This is a genomic window from Serinicoccus sediminis, assembly GCF_004153545.1.
GTDB lineage: Bacteria > Actinomycetota > Actinomycetes > Actinomycetales > Dermatophilaceae > Ornithinicoccus > Ornithinicoccus sediminis_A.
The window spans coordinates 20,630-40,284 of the sequence record NZ_SDVA01000004.1; the positions used below are offsets into that span (position 1 = coordinate 20,630).

Here is a 19,655-nt window from a genome sequence, read left to right on the forward strand (position 1 = left end):
GACGCGTGCCGAACCTGTTCGAGAAGATGCTGCGTGCCGGCGAGAAGTCCGCGCTGCGCCGCCTGGAGACCGTCGCCAAGCAGGTCAACGCCCTCGAGGAGGACTTCGAGGGGCTGTCCGACGCGGAGCTGCGCGAGGAGACCGACCGGTTCAAGGCGCGCCTGGCCGACGGCCAGACGCTGGACCAGCTGCTGCCCGAGGCGTTCGCCGCCGTGCGCGAGGCCAGCAAGCGCACCATCGGCAAACGTCACTTCGACGTGCAGCTCATGGGTGGGGCCGCGATGCACCAGGGCAACGTCGCCGAGATGCGCACCGGTGAGGGCAAGACGCTGGTCGCGACGCTGCCCTCCTACCTCAACGCGCTCACCGGCCGGGGCGTGCACGTCATCACCACCAACGACTACCTCGCGCAGTACCAGTCCGAGCTCATGGGCCGCGTGCACCGCGCCCTGGGTCTGGAGACCGGCTGCATCCTGTCCTCGATGACGCCCGCGCAGCGCCGCGAGCAGTACGCCATGGACATCACCTACGGCACCAACAACGAGTTCGGGTTCGACTACCTGCGCGACAACATGGCGACCTCGCTCAAGGACCTCGTGCAGCGCGAGCACCAGTTCGCGATCGTCGACGAGGTCGACTCCATCCTCATCGACGAGGCCCGCACGCCGCTCATCATCTCCGGCCCGGCCGACCAGGCGACGAAGTGGTACACCGAGTTCTCCAAGGTCGTCGGGCGGCTGGAGCGCGGCGAGGCCGCGGACCCGCTGCGCGGGATCGAGTCCAGCGGGGACTACGAGGTCGACGAGAAGAAGAAGACCGTGGGCGTGCTGGAGCGCGGCATCGAGAAGGTCGAGGACTACCTCGGCATCGACAACCTCTACGAGTCGGCCAACACCCCCCTCATCGGCTACCTCAACAACGCCATCAAGGCCCGGGAGCTGTTCACCCGCGACAAGGACTACGTCGTCATGGACGGCCAGGTCATGATCGTCGACGAACACACCGGCCGCATCCTGCCGGGCCGGCGCTACAACGAGGGCATGCACCAGGCGATCGAGGCCAAGGAGGGGGTGGAGATCAAGAACGAGAACCAGACCCTGGCCACGGTGACCCTGCAGAACTACTTCCGGATGTACGACAAGCTCGCCGGCATGACCGGCACCGCGCAGACCGAGGCCGCCGAGCTGCACCAGATCTACAAGGTCGGCGTGCTGTCGATCCCCACCAACAAGCCGATGATCCGCCAGGACATGCCGGACCTCGTCTACCGCACCGAGGAGGCCAAGTTCGGCGCGGTGGTCGACGACATCGTCGAGCGTCACCGGGCGGGCCAGCCGGTCCTCGTCGGGACCACCTCGGTCGCCAAGTCGGAGTACCTGTCCGAGCAGCTGCGCCGGCGGGGCGTCCGGCACGAGGTGCTCAACGCCAAGCACCACGAGCGGGAGGCCTCCATCGTGGCCGAGGCGGGACGCAAGGGTGCGGTCACCGTGTCGACCAACATGGCCGGGCGGGGCACGGACATCATGCTCGGCGGGAACTCCGAGTTCCGGGCGGTCGCCGCGTTGCAGGCCCGCGGGCTCGACCCGCACGAGACCCCGGAGGAGTACGAGGCGGCGTGGGACGACGCCCTCGCCCAGGCCGAGGCGTCGGTCGAGGCCGAGCACGAGGAGGTCACCGAGCTCGGCGGTCTCTACGTCCTCGGCACCGAGCGGCACGAGTCGCGGCGCATCGACAACCAGCTGCGGGGTCGGGCCGGCCGACAGGGCGACCCCGGGGAGTCCCGGTTCTACCTGTCCCTGCAGGACGACCTCATGCGGATGTTCAACGCCGCGCTGGTCGACCGGGTCATGTCGACCTCGGGTATGCAGGACGACGTGCCCATCGAGTCCAAGATCGTGTCGCGCTCCATCGCCAGCGCGCAGAGCCAGGTCGAGGCCCAGCACTTCGAGACCCGCAAGAACGTCCTCAAGTACGACGACGTGCTCAACCGGCAGCGCGAGGTCATCTACGCCGAGCGGCGACGCGTCCTCGAGGGTGAGGACCTGCACGAGCAGGTCCGCCACTTCGTCAACGACGTGGTGGGCGACTACGTCACCAGCGCGGGCGGCGCGGGGCTGGCCGACGGGATCGACCTCGAGGCGCTGTGGCACGAGCTGGAGCAGGTCTACCCGGTCGGGCTCGGGATCGAGCAGGTGGTGGAGCGCGCCGGGAGCCGCGCAGGGGTCACCACGGACCTGCTCGTCGAGGAGCTGACCAGCGACGCCCAGCACGCCTACGACGAGCGGGAGACCGAGCTCGGCGAGGAGGTCATGCGGAACCTCGAGCGGCGGGTCGTCCTGCAGGTCCTGGACCGCAAGTGGCGCGAGCACCTCTACGAGATGGACTACCTCAAGGAGGGCATCGGGCTGCGCGCGATGGCGCAGCGCGAGCCGCTCGTCGAGTACCAGCGCGAGGGCTACCAGCTCTTCCAGGCCGTCATGGAGGCGATCAAGGAGGAGTCGGTGCGCCTGCTCTTCCACGCCCAGCTGTCCTCAGGCGGGGCGCCCCAGGCCGAGCAGGCCGCGCCCCGGCAGGGGCTGACCTTCGTCGCGCCCGGCGAGGGAGGCGACGTGCAGGCCAGCAGCGTGCGGTCCGACGGCAGCCACAGCGACGGGACGCAGCAGGGAGCGGGTCCGGCCGGCCCGGGCCAGGGGAACCGGGCGCAGCGGCGGGCCGCCGCCCAGCGCGGCCGCAGCTGACCGGGCTCAGCCCAGCTCCAGGGCGGTGACGACCCACCGCCCGTCGACGCCGCTCATGCGCAGGGCCAGCGCCCGGACCCGCCCGTCCAGGTGGACCACCGCCGCGACCTCGCAGACGCCGTCGGCAGGGTGGCACACGAGGAGGGCTCGCACGACCGGCGGCCCGCTGCGGCAGTGCCCGCGCCGACGGGCCAGGGTGGCCCGCCGCGCGATCCCCTCGCGGACGTCGGGGGCCAGCCACCGGGAGAGCTGCTCCACGGGGCGGGCACCGGCGCAGATCTCGAGCAGGGCCCGGATGGTCCGGCCCGCCCAGGCGCGGGCCTCGGGGAGGTCGCCGGTGGCCGTGGCCTGCGGACCGAAGAAGCTGTCGTAGGCCTCGTGCCGGAAGTCGACCGCCAGGGTGCCCTGCACGAAGTCGCCGTCCTCGACCTGAGCCCCCGCGCCCGCGCGGGTCCAGTCGGCCCCCTCGGCGGCGGGCTCCGCGGCGTCCACGAGCCGCAGGTGCAGGACCCCGGGTGCTCCTGCGGTGCCGGTCATCCTCGGCTCCCCTCGGTGCCCGGGACGCGCAGCTCCTGCCCCGGGAGGATGAGATCGGGGTCGGGGCCGATCACCTCGAGGTTCGCGGCGTACCACCGCGGCCACTCCTGCGCGACGTCCGCGGAGGTGGCTTCGGGGCCGAGATGACGACCGGCCAGGTCCCACAGGGTGTCGCCGCGCCTCACGACCACGTGCGTCGGCAGCTCCCCGCGCGCCGCGTCGCGACCCCCGACCAGGTCGACCTCTCCCTGGGGGCGGGGAGGGGAGGCTGCGGCTGCCGGCGTCCACCCCGGCAGGGGGACCTGCGCCGGACCGGGAGGTGGCACCCCCTCCGCAGCCTGCTCGGCGGCCGGCCCCCGGTCGCCACGGCCGGTGTCGTCCCCCACCGTGGTCACCACCGCGGGGACCGGTGCGGCGCCGGCGCCACCGGTCCCGGTGGCGAGGCAGACCAGCAGGGACGCGGCGACGCGGACGGCCGCCGAGGACGACCGGCGCGGCGCCACCGGACCCGTCACCGGACGGACCTCCCAGGCCGCGACGAGGATGACGGCCGCGACCCGGACGAGCAGGACGGCGGCCAGCGCGAGCATGGCCGCGAGCACGGCCTGGCCCGGGCCCGAGGTGCCGGTGGTGGGCCACCCTGCGACCGCCTGCCGGCCCAGCCCGGCCGCCGCCCCCAGGGCGAGCAGGCCCCCCAGCCCTCCCCAGGCGCTGGCCCGCCAGCCGACCGGTGGTGCCCCTGACCGGTCCGATGACGTCGTCCTCATGGTGTCCCCTCCCTGACCACCCTATGACCTTTATGGTCGTTTGCGGTCATTTGTGTTCACTGACGGAAATGTATGACGTGCCCCACCCGGCGTCAAGGCCTGTGGACGCGCTCCTCCGGCGGTGCGCCGGGTGGCACGATGGGCCGCGTGCGGTGGGAGCAGCTCTTCGCGGACCTGGAGGCCCAGCTGGCCGAGGCCGACCGACGCGAGCGGCTGGCCGAGGCGGCCGAGCACACCCGCGCCGAGCAGGGCCGGGTCCGGTTGGGGGACCGGCTCGCGGCGGACGTGGGCCGTGGCGTCGGGATGGGTGTGCGCGGGGTGGGTCGTCTGGAGGGCCGGCTGGTGGACGTCGGCCCGGACTGGGTGCTGCTGCGCGACGAACGCTCCTCGCCGCACCAGGAACGCCTGCTCGTGACGGCCGCGCTCGTGTCGGTCGAGGGCCTGAGCGGGCGGGTGGACGACCGGCCCCGTCGCTTCGGGCTGCGCCATGCGGTGCGAGCGCTGGGCCGGGACCGGGCACGGGTCCGGGTGCACGACCGCGACGGCGACCACCTGACCGGCACGGTGGACCGGGCGCTGGCCGACCACCTGGACCTGGCCCGGCACGCGGACGACGAGCCGCGCCGCTCGACCGCGGTCCGTGGGACGGTCGCCCTGCCCTACGACGCCATCGCCGTCATCCAGCGGCTGTGACCGCCGGTCGGGTCGGCCCTAGGGGCCGTCACCCAGGTGCAGCGACTCGCGGGTCTGCGCGTACATCCGCTGGATGTAGGCCTCGAGCTCGCTCGCCTCGACCCGCCAGACGCCGCGCCCGCCCAGCTTGACGCCGGCGAGGTCACCGGACCGGACGAGCGCCTTGACCTGGGACAGGGACACGTTGAGCGTGTCCGCCACGTCGGTGAGCGTCAGGAACCTCGGCCCGGTCACGGGCATCTCCTCTCGTCGGTCCTGATGACGATGGTACGGATCCCTCGACCGTCCCAGGGGGCGCCTGTGGACAGAGCACCACGGACGCCTGCGGGGCGCTATGGTTCGGTTCCGGCCGGCAGGGACGAAGGGGACCTCGTATGGGACGCACAGGGACGCGGCAGGACGGGCCGGGGCGCACGGCCCGCCGGCTGCAGGCGCCCGGGTGGCGCGACCTGCGCCTGGTCGTGGGCGTGCTGCTCGTGGTGCTCTCGGTGGCGGGCGGCGCCCGCCTCGTCTCAGGCCTCGACGACACCCAGCCGGTGCACGCCGCGGCCCGTGACCTGCTGCCCGGTCAACCGCTGCGGGACGGCGACCTCGTCACCGTCCAGGTGCGCCTCGCGGACGCCGCGGAGCACTACCTCGATGCCTCCGACCCGGTCGCCGACGGCACCTACCTGCTGCGCCGGGTCGCGGCGGGGGAGCTGCTGCCCGCGGCCGCGGTCGGGACGCAGCGCCAGGCCCTGGACAAGACGGTCGACGTCCCGGTCGAGGCATCGGCCGTCTCCGGGCTGCAGGTGGGGACGGAGGTCGACGTCTGGGTGAGCCGCCGGGACCCGGGGGCCACGGGCGAGGTCTACCTCGACCCCGAGCTGCTGCTGTCGGGGGCCGTCGTGGACCGGGTCGCCGACCAGTCCGCCGGGCTGGGCGCCTCGCTGGGCCGGACCTCGGTGGCGCTCGTGGTCCCCGCGGACCGGGTCGGGGGCGTCATCGGCGCGGTGGACCAGGCCGCCCGGCTGACCCTGGTCCCGGCGCCGCGTACGCAGGGGGAGCAGGACGGGTGAGCCGTCCGCTGGTCACGGCCGTGGCCCCGCGGTGGGAGAGCCAGGTCGCGGGCCTGCTCGCCGGCTCGGTCCAGGCGCGCCTCGTCCGCCGGTGCGCCGACCTGCCGGAGCTGCTCGGTGTCACGCGGGCCGGTCTGGCCGAGATCGTCCTGGTCTCCCACGACCTGCGTGGGCTGGACCGGGACGCGGTCGCGGCGCTGGAGGGCGCCGGGGTGCACCTCGTCGGGCTGCACCCACGCGACGACATGGACGCGGCGCGCTCCCTGCAGCGGCGTGGCGTCGCCGTGCTGGTGGGGACGGACAGCAGCACCACCGAGCTCGACACGGTGCTCGCCTCCCTCGGGCACCGGTCCGCGGGCGGCGCCGACGGCGAGGCGCCCGGTGGTGAGCTCACCCACGGCGAGGACCGCGACGAGCCGCGCCCGGCGACCCGCGTCGGCCGGGCGTCCTTGCTCGTCGAGCCCGCAGCGGAGGGACCAGGCGGCTCGGGGGAGGTGGCCGGTGCGCCGGCCGACGACGCGCTCGGGGGCGGGTCGGGCCGGGCCCCTGACGGCGCCCCGCCGGAGGGGCAGGTCGTGGTCGTGTGGGGCCCGCACGGCAGCACCGGTCGGACGACCGTCGCGGTCAACCTGGCCGCCGAGCTGGCCTCGCCCACCGTCCCCGTCCTGCTCGTCGACGCCGACACCTACGGCGCCGGTGTCGCGCAGGCGCTGGCCGTGCTGGACGAGTCCCCGGGGGTCGCGGCCGCCGCCCGCGCCGCGGACCAGGGCACCCTCGACGCCGGGAGCCTCCTGCGCCTCGCCCCCCAGGTGCGTCCCGGCCTGCTGGTGCTCACCGGCCTTCCCCGGGCCGACCGGTGGACCGAGCTGCGCGAGACCGCGCTGGCCGACATCCTCCAGCAGGCCCGTGCCGTCGCCCGATGGGTCGTCGTCGACATCGCCCCGACGGTCGAGCAGGACGAGGAGATCTCCTTCGACACCAGCGCCCCGCGGCGCAACGGGGCCGCGTTGTGCGCGCTGCAGGAGGCCGACCAGGTCGTGGTCGTCGGGACCGGCGACCCGGTCGGCCTGCAGCGGCTGGTCCGCTGCCTCGACCAGGTGCCCGCGGTGACCGGGGCACCGGCGCAGGTGGTGGTCACCCGGGTCCGCCCGGGCCCCGTGGGTCCGGACCCGGGTCGCCGCATCACCGACACGCTGCGACGCTTCGCCGGGGTCGGACAGGTGCACGTCGTCCCCGAGGACCGCGACGCCCTGGACGCGGCGCTGCTGCACGGGCATACGCTCGCCGAGTCACGCACCTCCAGTCAGGCCAGGGCGGCCATCCGCACGCTGGCCCACCTGGTGAGCGGACGTCGCGGCTCGGCCGAGGCGGCCCCGGGGCGGTGGTGGGCGCGCGGTCGGGCCCGGACGTGACGGACCGTCGCCCCACCCTCCTCGACGGCGGCGACGTCTGACACCATGACCGTACGGCCGCGCTCGCGGCCGCCCCTGGTGACCCGGAGGAGGAGGTCGGCGATGACGACCGTGCGGTGCTACGTGCCGCTGTCCGGAGAGCGGCTCGCCGCGCTGCGGCAGGACCGCCGGCTCGCCGGTCCGCTGCGGGCGACCGCGGTCACCGACGCGCTGCGGGCGCAGGAGCCGGGCGCGGACACCGACGAGCTGGAGTATGCCGCGACCCAGGTGGCCGCTGCCGCTCTCGCGAGCTCCGGGTCACCCGTCGTGCTGGCCGCCGTGGACGTGGACACCCGGCTGGTGACGGCGCCCGCCGCGGACGACGTGTGGATCGAGGTGGCCTCGGTCGAGCTGCCACGGGTCGCGGCCCTGCACCTGGGCGACGACGTCGTCACGGGCGACGCGTCGTCTCTCCCGGGCGACGAGGGGGAGGACATCGAGCTCTCGTGGTTCGACACCACCGAGCTGGACCACGTGCTCGAGCTGACCCGGCGGCTGGAGCAGGACCTGCCGGACAGCCCCGCCTCCGGGCCCTCGACCGCTCCGCCGACCGACTGACATACTGACCGACCGACCCGAGGAGATCGAGCCATGGATGGCATCGTCGACGTCCCCAGCCCCCTCAACGAGCCCGTGCTGGACTACGCGCCGGGCAGCGCCGAGCGAGGCGCCCTGGAGGCCGCGCTCGCCGAGATGGCGGCCAGCCCGGTGGACCTGCCGCACGTCATCGGCGGGACCCGGGTCACCGGGGGCGGCGCCGCGATCGACGTGGTCCAGCCGCACGCCCACGCCGAGGTGCTGGGCACCCTGCGGGACGCCACCAAGAAGGACGCCGGCGCGGCGGTCGAGGCGGCCCTGGAGGCGGCACCGGCCTGGCGGTCGATGTCCTTCGACGAGCGCGCCTCGATCCTGCTCAAGGCGGCCGACCTGCTCGCCGGCCCCTGGCGGGCCCGGGTGAACGCCGCCACCATGCTCGGGCAGAGCAAGACCGCCCAGCAGGCGGAGATCGACTCGGCCTGCGAGCTCGCGGACTTCTGGCGCTTCAACGTCCACTACGCCCGGCAGCTGCTCACCGAGCAGCCCATCCGCAACTCCCCGGGGACCTGGAACCGCATCGACCAGCGTCCGCTGGAGGGCTTCGTCTACGCGGTGACGCCGTTCAACTTCACCGCCATCGGGGGCAACCTGCCCACGGCCCCGGCGCTCATGGGCAACGTGGTGGTCTGGAAGCCGGCGCCGACGCAGCAGCGCGCCGCGAGCGTCGTGATGGACGTGCTCATGGAGGCCGGCCTGCCGGACGGGGTGGTCAACATGGTGACCGGCACCGGTCCGGCCGTCTCCGAGGTGGTCCTGGAGAGCCCCGACCTCGCCGGGATCCACTTCACCGGCTCGACGGACGTCTTCAACCTGCTCTGGAAGGGGGTGGCCTCGAACCTGTCGACCTACCGCTCCTACCCGCGGATCGTGGGCGAGACCGGTGGCAAGGACTTCATCGTGGCCCACCCGAGCGCCGACCCCGCGGTGCTCAGGACCGCCCTCGTGCGCGGCGCCTTCGAGTTCCAGGGGCAGAAGTGCTCCGCCGCCTCCCGCGCCTACGTCCCCGCCTCGCTGTGGAAGACCCTGCGCGACGAGCTGGCTCAGACCACCGAGGGCCTGCCGGTCGGTGACGTGCGCGACCTGTCGAACTTCATGGGCGCGGTCATCGACGCGAAGGCCTTCGCCAAGCACCGGGGGGTCATCGAGCGGGCGCACGCGGACTCCGGCGTGGAGGTCGTCGCGGGCGGCACGGTCGACGACTCCGTGGGGTGGTTCGTGCGGCCCACGGTCGCGGTCGTCGAGGACCCCGGGCACGAGATGCTGCGGACCGAGTACTTCGGCCCGATCCTCACCGTCCACGTCTACCCCGACCGCCAGTGGTCCTCCATGCTCGACCAGATGGAGTCGGTGGCGCCCTACGCCCTGACCGGCGCGGTCATCGCCCAGGACCGGGCCGCGGTGAGCGAGGCGGCGCAGCGGCTGCGCTTCGCCGCGGGCAACTTCTACATCAACGACAAGCCGACCGGCGCGGTCGTCGGCCAGCAGCCCTTCGGCGGGGCCCGGGCGTCCGGGACCAACGACAAGGCAGGGTCCGCGGCCAACCTGCAGCGCTGGGTCAACACCCGGGTCATCAAGGAGACCTTCGTCCCGCCGACGGAGTACCGCTACCCGTACATGGGCTGACCGGCCGGCCGGGGTCTCAGCCCCCGGCCAGCCACTCCCGGGCGACCTGCTCCTCCAGCCGGACGACGTCACGCATGCGCTCGGCGACCATCGCCTCGACGCGCCGGCCGATGAGGGGCACCCGTGCCTCCAGGTCACCGTCCACGACGTGCTCGGTGACCTGGGGCTCGGCTCCGCGGCGCAGGTGGATGCCGCCGGTGAAGGTGATCGGCAGGCCGGGCATCTCCAGGCTCATCGCCCCCTCCCGCTCCCCGTCGGCGTCGGGCGACCCCCACCGCACCGTCTCCACGGCCAGCAGCCGCGGCCCGACGAGCCCCTTGGCCATGTCGGGTATGCCGTCCGTCGGCAGGTGACGCTGCGTCGTCACCGTGGTGGTGCCGTCCGGCGCCGTCTCGACGTGCACGGTCTGGTCCAGCGAGCCCGCGCGCTCGCAGCGCCGGACCTGGAAGGCGTGGTCGGTCAGCATCTCGAAGGTGCGCTGCGGGTCCGCCGGGTGGCGGATGGTCTCGGTGATCCTCATGGGCTCACCGTACGTCCTGGCCGGGGTGCGTGGGCAGGACCTCGCGCAGCCGTCGGTGCAGCCCGTGCAACCGGCGCAGGACGACACCCTTGTCGGCGCGGGTCAGCGCCCCGCGGCGGGTCCGGTCGGCCACCTGGTCGAGCAGGTCGCCCAGGTCGGTCATGACGCCGGAGGCCTCCCCGGCCCAGGGCGCGGGGTGCCGTGCCAGCTCGACGGCGAGGACCCGCAGCCGGCCCGCGGTGGCCCGACAGCTCGCGTGGTCGGGAGTCCGGTCGGTGCCGCCGATGGCCCCGACGACGAGCGGCTGGGGCCGCGGCTGGTCGCGGTCGGTGGCCGCGTCGGCCAGCACGTGGGCGAGGCCGTCGAGCAGGCCCTCGACGAGACCGCTGGCCTCGGACCACCCCAGGTCGGGCGCCAGCCCGGCCACCTCGTCGGCCGCGCGCAGCAGCGCCGTGGGCGGGGCGGACGCCGCGGGTCGGTCCGTGGCCCGCATCCCCGGCGCGGCGGGCCCCGGGGGCCGGTCGGTCCCGGTCATGCGGTCCACCCTAGAGGGGCCGGGACGCCCGACACCGGGGTTGTCCCCAGGCGGGCGACGCCGCCCCGGCCGAGTAGGGTGGCGCCAGGCGCACGTCGTGGTGCGCCGACCGCCCGCGACCCGAGGAGTGCACGCGCACGATGACGTCGACCGACACGCTGACCGACCGGTTCTTCCACCACCTGGCCGCGACCGACCTGGCCGGCCGCCAGCGGGAGCAGCGCGAGGCGATGGCGGGCTCGATGGCCGAGCTGTCCGAGGAGCGGGGCGAGGGCCGGGCCGCCATCCGCATCCTCAACCCCACGCACGATGTCGGGGGGTGGACGAGCCGCCAGACGGTGGTGCAGGTCGTCACCGACGACATGCCCTTCCTCGTGGACTCGGTGCTGGGCGAGGTCACCCGGCACCGCCTCGGCGTGCACCAGCTCCTGCACCCGCAGGTCGTCGTCGACGAGGCCTCCGGCGACGTCCTCGACATCGACCCGCAGGACGTCGGGGAGGGCCAGCGGGTCGAGTCGTGGATCCACGTCGAGATCGACCGGGTCCCTGACGAGGAGGAGCGGGAGGAGCTCGCGGAGGACCTGCGGCGGGTCCTGCTGGACGTCCGCCGCGCCTGCCGGGACTGGGGGACCATGCGGCAGCGGGCCCGGGCCATCGTCGACGAGCTCGAGATCGGCCCGCCCAAGACCGTGGACCGCGACGAGGTGAGCTCGACGGTCGACTTCCTCAGCTGGATCGACGACCACCACTTCACCTACCTGGGCTACCGCAGCTACGACCTCGTCGACACCGACGAGGGGCTGGCGTTGCAGGCCGTCCCGGGCAGCGGGCTCGGCATCCTGCGCAGCGAGGACGACGGCGCCGCACCCACCCTCCTCCGTCCGGAGGCCGCACGGACCGCGCGGGACCCGCGGCTGCTCACCGTCACCAAGGCCAACACCCGTGCCACCGTCCACCGGTCGGTGCCGCTGGACTACATCGGCGTCCGTCGTTTCGGTGAGCGGGGCGAGGTGGTGGGGGAGCACCGCTTCCTGGGCCTGTTCACCCAGAGCGCCTACGCGGAGTCCAGCCAGCGGCTGCCCATCGTCGGGGCCAAGGTCAAGCAGGTGCTGGCCGAGTCCGGCTTCGCCCCGGACAGCCACTCCGGCAAGGACCTCCTGAGCGTCCTCGAGGCATACCCCCGGGACGAGCTCTTCCAGGCGCCGGTCGAGCACCTCGCCGCGACGGCCGGTGACGTGGTGCGCCTGCTCGAGCGCCCCGCCGCCAAGGCCTACGTGCGGCGGGACGAGTTCGGCCGGTTCGTCAGCGCGTTGGTCTACCTGCCCCGCGACCGCTACAACACCGCCAACAGGCTGCGGGTGCAGCAGCTGCTGGAGGAGACCTACGGGGGGCAGCTCGCCGACTACGCCACCCGGGTCGGCGACGGACCGCTCGCCCAGCTCCACTTCGTCATCACCGTCCCCCGGGACCAGGACCTGCCCGACGTCGACCAGCAGGAGCTGCAGCAGCGGCTGACCGCGGTCACCCGGACCTGGGTCGAGGGTCTGGCCGACGCGGTCGCCGCCCACGTGGAGGACGAGGGCGTGACCGGGGACCTGGTCGCCCGGTACGCCGACGCGTTCCCCGAGGCCTACAAGGAGGACTTCGACGGCGAGGCCGCCTACCTCGACCTGCAGCGTCTGGGGGAGCTGCACGGGAGCGAGGCCTCGGCCCGCCCGCACGTCTACCGCGGGCCGGGGGACGACCCGACCGAGCGGCGGCTCAAGGTGTACCGCTCCGAGGAGATGTCGCTCACCCACGTCCTGCCCGTCTTCGCCGACCTGGGGCTGGAGGTCACCGTCCAGCGGCCCTACGAGCTGGACGGCAGCAATGAGGACGGCTCCTCGGACTACATCTACGACTTCGGCCTGCGGGCCCCCGCCGAGTCGGTGTGGAGCGGTGGTGAGCACCGCACCGAGGACGAGGTGGCCGCGGCCTTCGAGGACGCCTTCACCGCCGTCTGGGGTGGCGCCGCCGAGTCCGACACCCTCAACTCCCTCGTCCTCACCGCCGGCCTGGACTGGCGCCGCGTCGTCATCCTGCGGACCCTGGTCCGCTACCTGCGCCAGGTCGGGACGTTCAGCCTCGACTACCTCGAGGAGGCGCTCGTCGCCAACCCGGACATCGCCCGGTTGCTCATCACGCTCTTCGAGACCCGCTTCGACCCCGACGCGTTCGAGGACGAGCAGGAGCGGGCCGAGCGCAGCCGCGCCGTGGACGAGGACATCACCAGGGCCCTCGACGAGGTCGCCAGTCTGGACCAGGACCGCATCCTGCAGGGCCTGGCGGCGGTGGTGCAGGCCACCCTGCGCACCAACTTCTACCAGCAGGACGCCGACGGCCGGCCCAAGGCGTGGGTCAGCCTGAAGCTGCTGCCGCGCGAGCTCGAGATGCTGCCGGAGCCGCGCCCCGCCTTCGAGATCTGGGTCTACGCGCCGCGGGTCGAGGGCAGCCACCTGAGGTTCGGCCCGGTGGCCCGTGGCGGACTGCGGTGGAGCGACCGGCGCGAGGACTTCCGCACCGAGGTCCTGGGTCTGGTCAAGGCGCAGATGGTCAAGAACGCCGTCATCGTGCCGACCGGGTCCAAGGGTGCCTTCTTCCCCAAGAACCTGCCCGACCCGGCCGCCGACCGCGCTGCCTGGCTGGAGGAGGGGCAGGCGGCATACCGCACCTTCATCAGCGGGATGCTGGACGTCACCGACAACCGGGTGGGCACGCAGATCGAGCCGCCGCAACGGGTGGTGCGGCACGACGGGGACGACCCCTACCTCGTGGTCGCGGCGGACAAGGGCACGGCCACCTTCTCCGACATCGCGAACGGCGTGGCGCGCGACTACGGCTTCTGGCTGGACGACGCGTTCGCCTCGGGCGGGTCGGCCGGCTACGACCACAAGGGCATGGGCATCACGGCCCGCGGGGCGTGGGAGTCGGTGAAGCGCCACTTCCGCGAGCTGGGGCTGGACACCCAGAGCACCGAGTTCACGGTCGTCGGGGTGGGTGACATGAGCGGCGACGTGTTCGGCAACGGCATGCTGCTCTCCGAGCACATCCGTCTCGTCGCGGCCTTCGACCACCGCCACATCTTCCTGGACCCCGACCCCGACGCCGCGACCTCGTATGCCGAGCGGCAGCGGCTGTTCGAGCTGCCCCGGTCCAGCTGGGCGGACTACGACACCTCCCTCATCAGCGAGGGCGGCGGCGTCTACCCGCGCTCGCAGAAGTCGATCCCGGTCAGCCCGCAGGTCCGGGAGCGGCTGGGCCTGGAGGAGGGGGTCAGCTCGCTGACCCCGAACGAGCTGCTGCGGGGCATCCTGCTGGCGCCGGTGGACCTGCTGTGGAACGGCGGGATCGGCACCTACGTCAAGGCGTCGACCGAGAGCGACCTGCAGATCGGCGACCGCGCCAACGACCCGATCCGGGTCGACGGGCGCGAGCTGCGGGTCCGCGTGGTCGGCGAGGGCGGCAACCTGGGACTCTCGCAGCGCGGCCGCATCGAGGCGGCGCTCGCGGGAGTGCACGTCAACACCGATGCGATCGACAACTCGGCCGGGGTGGACACCTCTGACCACGAGGTCAACATCAAGATCGCGCTGACGCCGCTGGTGCAGGACGGCGAGCTGTCGATGGAGGACCGCGACGAGCTGCTGGCCTCGATGACCGACGAGGTGGCCCACAAGGTCCTGCGGCACAACTACGAGCAGAACGTCCTCATCGGCAACGGCCGGCTCCAGAAGGGGGTCATGGCCTCGGTCCACCAGCGGCTCATCCGCTACCTCGGTGAGCACGCGGGTCTGGACCCGGCGCTGGAGTTCCTGCCCGACGACGCCGAGTGGGCGCGCCGCGAGCAGGCCGGCACCGGGCTCACGGCGCCCGAGTTCTCCGTCCTCGTGGCCTACGCCAAGCTCGGCATCAAGACCGAGCTCATCGAGACCGAGCTGCCCGACGACCCGGCTCTGCTCGGCTCGCTCCTGCACTACTTCCCTGGGCCCCTGCGCGAGCGGGCCAGGGAGCAGATCCTGGACCACCCGCTGCGCCGCGAGATCGTCGTCAACGAGATCGCCAACGCGATGGTCAACCGCGGCGGCGTCTCCTTCGCCTTCCGGGCGCAGGAGGAGACCGGCGCCACGGTGACGCAGATCACCCGCGCCTTCCACGTGGTGCGCTCGGTCTTCGGGCTGGCCGACTACACCGCCGCCGTCGAGGCGCTGGACAACCAGGTGCCGACCGACGTCCAGACCGAGCTCTACCTCGAGGTGCGCCGGCTGCTGGACCGCGCCACCCGGTGGTTCCTCAACAACCGGTCGCTGTCCACCGGCATGGACGAGGAGATCGAGCGGTTCGCCGAGCCGGTGCAGACCCTGGTCCCGCAGCTGGGTGAGCTGCTGCAGGGCCACGAGCACGAGCGGTGGGCGCAGCGGGCCGAGTGGGCGCGCTCGAACGGCATACCCGAGGACCTCGCCCAGACCTTCGCCTCGCTGCTCGACAGCTACTCGCTGCTGGACGTCGCCGAGCTCGCCGGGGAGATCGACCGCGACGTCACCGAGGTGGCCGAGATCTACTTCGGGGTCTCCGAGGCCTTCCGCATCGACGACCTGCTGACCCACGTCTCGCACCTGCCGCGCGAGGACCGGTGGTCCTCCCTGGCCCGCGGGGCGCTGCGGGACGACCTCTACGGCGTCATGCGCGGGCTGACCCGCACCGTCGTGGAACGGACCGATGCCGGGGACGCGGACGACTCGCTGGAGCGGGTGCGCGAGTGGATGGCGGAGAACCGCGAGGCGCTGGTGCGCACCAGCCAGGTGCTGCGCACCGTCAGCGGCATGAGCGAGCCGGACCTGGCGCCGCTCTCGGTCGCGCTGCGCACCCTGCGCGGGCTGGTCCGCCAGGGCTCGGCCGACTGAGCTTTGCGACAATCTCCTCGTGGCTGTTCTGCGGGAGACCTTGTCGCGGTCGTCGATGTCGGGAGACGACGTCGACTGGGTGCACCGTCTGGTCGGTGACTGGCAGATGCTGGCGGACCTCGCCTTCGCGGACCTCACGCTGTGGCTGCCGGTGCAGCGCGACGACGCCGCGGACCCGCACCTGTCGCCGTGGTTCCTGGCCGCCCACGCGCGGCCGTCCACCGGGCCGAACTTCTACCACGACGACGTCATCGGGGAGGCCCCGGCAGCGCCGCGTGAGCGCCTGCTCACCCAGGTCATGGAGACCGGTCGGCCGCTCACGCCCGACGAGGTCGGCTACGTCCGCGAGCAGTACGTGCCGGTGGTCCGCACGGGCCGCCCCATCGCGGTGCTGGTCCGGCACACCGACCTGCAGAACATGCGGCAGCAGGGAGGTCTGGAGGTCAACTACCTGCAGATCAGCCAGCAGCTGTTCTCGATGATCGCCGAGGGGGCCTTCCCCATGGACCACGTGGCGACCGGCGTCGGGCGGGGGACGCCCCGCGTGGGGGACGGCGTGCTGCGGCTGACCGCGGACGGGATCATCGACTACGCCAGCCCCAACGCCGTCTCCGCGCTGCGCCGGCTGGGGCACACCGACCACGTCAACGGCGCCGACCTGGCGCAGATCGTCTCCACCCGGCTCACCCCCGGTGCGACCGTGGACGAGACCGTCCCGCTCGTGCTCACCGGGCGCGCGCCCTGGGGGACCGAGATCGAGACCTCCACCGTCAACCTCACGCTGCGCTCGGTGCCGCTCACCCACGCCGGGCGGCGGGTGGGCGCGCTGCTGCTCATGCGCGACGTCAGCGAGATCCGGCGCCGGGAGCGTGAGCTGCTGAGCAAGGAGGCGACGATCCGGGAGATCCACCACCGGGTGAAGAACAACCTCCAGACCGTGGCCGCGCTGCTGCGGCTGCAGTCCCGGCGGCTGGACGACCCCAAGGCCCAGGAGGCCCTGGCGGAGGCCGGCCGTCGGCTGTCGACGGTCGCCCTGGTGCACGACACCCTCAGCCAGGCCTTCTCGGAGCGGGTCGACTTCGACGACGTGGCCTCACGGATCCTGCGCGCGACCGTGGAGGTCGCCTCGACCCAGGCGGTCGTCGGGACCGAGCTCGAGGGCTCGTTCGGCTGGCTGCCGCCGGACGACGCGACCCACCTGGCGATGGTGCTGGCCGAGCTGGTGCACAACGCGGTCGAGCACGGCTTCGAGGAGGGGGACCGGCCGGACGGCGCGCCACGGGTGGTGGTCAGCGCCCGGCGGACCGAGGACGAGGACGGGACCGACGTGCTGGAGGTCGGCGTCGCGGACAACGGCCGCGGCTACGCCCCCGACGCGACCGCGCGGTCGGGCCTCGGCACCCAGATCGTGGAGGCGCTCATCAGCGACCTGCGCGGTCAGATCAGCTGGGAGACGACGAAGCCGCACGGGACCGTCGTGCGGTTCACCGTGCGGCTACGGGGCTCCGCCACCGGCTGAGGGTCACGGCCTCCTCCGGTGACGGAGTGCTCAGGGGGGGTCAGCTCGCGCGCCGGGCCCGGGCCTTGCGTCGCTTGAGCGCCCGGCGCTCGTCCTCGGACAGCCCGCCCCAGACACCGGCGTCCTGGCCGGTCTCCAGCGCCCACTTCAGGCAGGTGTCGATGACCGGACAGGTGCGGCAGACGGCCTTGGCCTCCTCGATCTGCTGCAGCGCCGGGCCGGTGTTGCCGATCGGGAAGAAGAGCTCGGGGTCCTCTTCCAGGCACGCCGCGCGGTTGCGCCAGTCCATCAGTGTGTACTCCTTGGTCTGCGCCCTTCGGGGGCGCCCTCTCGCCGCCGCCCGCGGCCGGACGTCAGAGGCGTCCGGTGGGCGACGACACCTCGTTGTTCCGTCTGGGTGAGCGGTGCCGGGTCAGGGTGGTGGCTCCGCGGTCTCTGCTTGGGCCAACGCCAGGCCCAGGGACAGTGTTCCCGATCCTCCCATCGCGACACGCCGTAGCACAAGGGTGAATGACCGGCGGGCCCCCGGGGCGGGGTGAGGGATGAGTCACATCCGTCACAGGCCGCCCCCGTCGACGGGGGCGCCGGGAGGCCTGCGCGGGTCGCTGCGTAGGGTGACGAGAATCCTGTCCCATGCTACTGGAGGAGCTCGTATGCCCAGCCCACGACCGTCCCTGGCCATCGTCGGTGCCCACGTCGTCCCGGTCGACGGGGAGGTGATCGAGGACGGCACCGTCCTGGTCCAGGACGGGGTCATCGCGGCCGTCGGCCCCCGTGCGGAGGTCGACGTGCCGGACGGCGTCGAGGTGGTGGACGGGGCCGGGTCGTGGCTCCTGCCCGGGCTCGTCGACGCGCACGTGCACCTGGGCGTGTGGGAGGAGGGCGAGGGCTGGGCCGGGCTGGACGGCAACGAGACGACCGACCCGGTCATGGCGGCCGCCCGCGCCATCGACGCCATCAACCCGCGCGAGCAGGGTTTCGACGACGCGCTGGGCGCCGGGGTGACCACGGTCAACGTCAACCCCGGATCGGCCAACCCGATCGGGGGCCAGGCGGTGGCGCTCAAGACCTACGGGCGCTACGTGGACGAGATGGTGCTGCGCAACCCCTCCGGGATCAAGGCGGCCCTGGGGGAGAACCCCAAGCGGGTCTACGGCGAGCAGAAGAAGACGCCGGCCACCCGCCTGGGCGTGGCCCTCGTCCTGCGCAAGGCCTTCGCCGCCGCCCGGTCCTACCAGGCGAAGCTCGCGGCGGCCGGGGACAGCCCGGTCGAGACCGACCTCGTCAGCGAGGCGCTGGTCGCGGTGCTGGAGCGGGAGATCCCCTGGCGCCAGCACTGCCACCGCGCGGACGACATCGCCACCGCCATCCGGCTCTCCGAGGAGTTCGGCTACCGGCTCGTGCTCGACCACGGGACCGAGGCATACCTCGTCGCCGACCTCGTCGCCGAGCGCGACATCCCGGTGCTCTACGGCCCGATGATCGTGAGCCGCTCCAAGGTCGAGGTGCGCCACCGGAGCCCGAAGGCGCCCGGGATCCTGGACCGGGCCGGGGTCCAGGTGTCCATCATCACCGACCACCCGGTGGTGCCCATCGACCACCTCATCACCCAGGTCGCGCTCGCGGTCCGCGAGGGCATGGACCGGGACGCCGCGCTCCGCGCCGTGACCATCAACCCCGCCCGGGTGCTGGGGGTCGAGGACCGCCTCGGGTCTCTCACCGTGGGCAAGGACGCCGACCTGGCCCTGTGGTCCGGCGACTGGCTCGACCTGCAGTCGCGGGTGCTGCGCACGTGGATCGACGGGGTCGAGGTCTACTCCTACGACCGCGAGTCCGGCACCGGGACCGTCCGCCCCCGCTGACCCGGGGCGGGCGGACCCGGCCCTCCCGGGCCCGGACCGCCCGGTCAGTGGCCCGGCGTGACCAGGTGGGGGTGGCTCGGCGCGCGGACGCAGTCGGGGCACAGCCCGTGCCCGGGGATGCGGTCGAAGAGGCAGCAGCCGCGGCGCACGAAGGCCTCGTCGGGCCGTTCCATCGCGCCGCCGACCCCGTCCGGCAGGCCGGAGCGGAGGCGGGTGCCGCCCCCGGGGGCGAGTCCCGGCGAGGAGAGCAGCATCCGCGCCAGCTCCCACGCGGCAGGGCCGCAGCCCGGCCGGGCGTGGGCCAGCACCCGTGCCGCCCCCACCAGGCTCGAGGTGGTGTTGCTCAGCAGCACCCGGGGGGCGACGCCACCCACCCGGGCGCACGCCGCGTCCAGGTCGGCCAGGCTGCCGGCCACGAGGGTCCGCGCCAGCCGGTCGGCCGCCTCGTCGAGGGTCGCCACGGAGGTCCAGGGCGTGTCCGGCGCCAGTGCCAGCGGCACCTCGCCGCGGTGACCGGGGGAGCCGAGCAGGTGCCCGGAGAGCAGGTCGGGCACCCGGCCGTGCAGCACCGCGGTGGCCAGGCCTACCGACAGCAGCCGGGAGGCCAGGCCCACCTGCAGGGCCGACGCGGCCACCTTCGGGTCCACGTCGCCCGGGTCCTGACCGGTGCTGCCTGCGAGGGCCGCGCGCACCTGGGCCAGCCGGGCGGCCAGCCGGTCCTCCCTGAGCAGCTCGGGCCACGGCACGGCGTCGCTCCCGGCCGGGTCGGCGAGCACGAAGAAGCCGCCCAGCCGGTCGAGGTCGACCAGCACGGC

Annotated in this window: 16 protein-coding genes; 9 read left to right on the forward strand and 7 right to left on the reverse strand. The window is 73.6% G+C overall.

The features are described from left to right. The first annotated feature begins 5 nt into the window (after positions 1-5). Positions 6-2,738 carry a preprotein translocase subunit SecA gene (gene secA, locus EUS26_RS04990; protein ID WP_130012090.1) on the forward strand — a complete coding sequence of 911 codons (2,733 nt, stop codon included), beginning with the start codon at positions 6-8 and terminating at the stop codon, positions 2,736-2,738. A gap of 6 nt (positions 2,739-2,744) precedes the next feature. Here the strand turns inward: secA and EUS26_RS04995 are convergent, their stop codons facing one another. Beyond that, entirely contained in the window at positions 2,745-3,275 is a 531-nt protein-coding gene (locus EUS26_RS04995) for an Rv3235 family protein (protein WP_130012091.1), read from the reverse strand. Next, on the reverse strand, positions 3,272-4,042 hold the full coding sequence (locus EUS26_RS05000) for a LysM peptidoglycan-binding domain-containing protein (protein ID WP_130012092.1): 771 nt from the start codon (positions 4,040-4,042) through the stop codon (positions 3,272-3,274). Before EUS26_RS05000 ends, EUS26_RS04995 begins: the two co-directional genes overlap by 4 nt. 147 nt (positions 4,043-4,189) lie before the next feature. On the opposite strand from EUS26_RS05000, the gene EUS26_RS05005 reads away from it, so the two are divergent. After that, a complete protein-coding gene (locus EUS26_RS05005) occupies positions 4,190-4,735 on the forward strand; it encodes a hypothetical protein (RefSeq protein ID WP_130012093.1) in 546 nt (181 codons plus the stop codon). An 18-nt stretch (positions 4,736-4,753) separates the two neighbouring features. On the opposite strand, the gene EUS26_RS05010 is transcribed toward EUS26_RS05005, so the two are convergent. Further along, the gene (locus EUS26_RS05010; RefSeq protein ID WP_420329988.1) at positions 4,754-4,969 is read right to left on the reverse strand and encodes a helix-turn-helix domain-containing protein; all 216 of its coding nucleotides are present in this window, start codon (positions 4,967-4,969) and stop codon (positions 4,754-4,756) included. A gap of 140 nt (positions 4,970-5,109) precedes the next feature. Between EUS26_RS05010 and EUS26_RS05015 the strand changes: the two genes are divergently transcribed. The 4 genes from EUS26_RS05015 to pruA all read left to right on the forward strand — a co-directional run bounded on the left by EUS26_RS05015 (position 5,110) and on the right by pruA (position 9,464). Beyond that, the gene (locus tag EUS26_RS05015; protein ID WP_130012095.1) at positions 5,110-5,793 is read left to right on the forward strand and encodes a CpaB family protein; all 684 of its coding nucleotides are present in this window, start codon (positions 5,110-5,112) and stop codon (positions 5,791-5,793) included. Further along, entirely contained in the window at positions 5,790-7,205 is a 1,416-nt protein-coding gene (locus EUS26_RS05020; protein WP_130012096.1) for a CpaE/TadZ family protein, read from the forward strand. Before EUS26_RS05015 ends, EUS26_RS05020 begins: the two co-directional genes overlap by 4 nt. A gap of 102 nt (positions 7,206-7,307) precedes the next feature. Next, positions 7,308-7,802, forward strand: coding sequence for a DUF6912 family protein (locus EUS26_RS05025; RefSeq protein WP_130012097.1), 495 nt, complete (start codon positions 7,308-7,310; stop codon positions 7,800-7,802). A gap of 33 nt (positions 7,803-7,835) precedes the next feature. Continuing rightward, positions 7,836-9,464, forward strand: coding sequence for an L-glutamate gamma-semialdehyde dehydrogenase (gene pruA / locus EUS26_RS05030; protein ID WP_130012098.1), 1,629 nt, complete (start codon positions 7,836-7,838; stop codon positions 9,462-9,464). 16 nt (positions 9,465-9,480) lie between these two features. Here the strand turns inward: pruA and EUS26_RS05035 are convergent, their stop codons facing one another. Both EUS26_RS05035 and EUS26_RS05040 read right to left on the reverse strand, forming a co-directional pair. Continuing rightward, positions 9,481-9,984 carry a DUF2505 domain-containing protein gene (locus EUS26_RS05035; RefSeq protein WP_130012099.1) on the reverse strand — a complete coding sequence of 168 codons (504 nt, stop codon included), beginning with the start codon at positions 9,982-9,984 and terminating at the stop codon, positions 9,481-9,483. A gap of 4 nt (positions 9,985-9,988) precedes the next feature. After that, on the reverse strand, positions 9,989-10,519 hold the full coding sequence (locus EUS26_RS05040; RefSeq protein ID WP_130012100.1) for a hypothetical protein: 531 nt from the start codon (positions 10,517-10,519) through the stop codon (positions 9,989-9,991). A gap of 140 nt (positions 10,520-10,659) precedes the next feature. On the opposite strand from EUS26_RS05040, the gene EUS26_RS05045 reads away from it, so the two are divergent. Together EUS26_RS05045 and EUS26_RS05050 are read left to right on the forward strand one after the other, a co-directional pair. Then, positions 10,660-15,459: an NAD-glutamate dehydrogenase gene (locus EUS26_RS05045; RefSeq protein ID WP_130012101.1), complete on the forward strand. Its 4,800-nt coding sequence runs from the start codon at positions 10,660-10,662 to the stop codon at positions 15,457-15,459. Between the two features lie 19 nt (positions 15,460-15,478). Beyond that, a complete protein-coding gene (locus tag EUS26_RS05050; RefSeq protein WP_130012102.1) occupies positions 15,479-16,978 on the forward strand; it encodes a sensor histidine kinase in 1,500 nt (499 codons plus the stop codon). Between the two features lie 40 nt (positions 16,979-17,018). Here EUS26_RS05050 and EUS26_RS05055 read toward each other — a convergent pair whose 3' ends face one another. Beyond that, positions 17,019-17,267 (reverse strand): WhiB family transcriptional regulator, encoded by a 249-nt coding sequence (locus EUS26_RS05055; protein WP_010148753.1) that lies wholly within the window; start codon positions 17,265-17,267, stop codon positions 17,019-17,021. A 364-nt stretch (positions 17,268-17,631) separates the two neighbouring features. Here EUS26_RS05055 and EUS26_RS05060 point away from each other — a divergent pair, with 364 nt between their 5' ends. Then, positions 17,632-18,840, forward strand: a complete 1,209-nt coding sequence (locus tag EUS26_RS05060) for an amidohydrolase (protein WP_130012103.1) — start codon at positions 17,632-17,634, stop codon at positions 18,838-18,840. Positions 18,841-18,884: 44 nt separating this feature from the next. Here EUS26_RS05060 and EUS26_RS05065 read toward each other — a convergent pair whose 3' ends face one another. Then, positions 18,885-19,652, reverse strand: coding sequence for a (2Fe-2S)-binding protein (locus EUS26_RS05065; protein WP_130012104.1), 768 nt, complete (start codon positions 19,650-19,652; stop codon positions 18,885-18,887). Between the last annotated feature and the right edge of the window lie 3 nt (positions 19,653-19,655).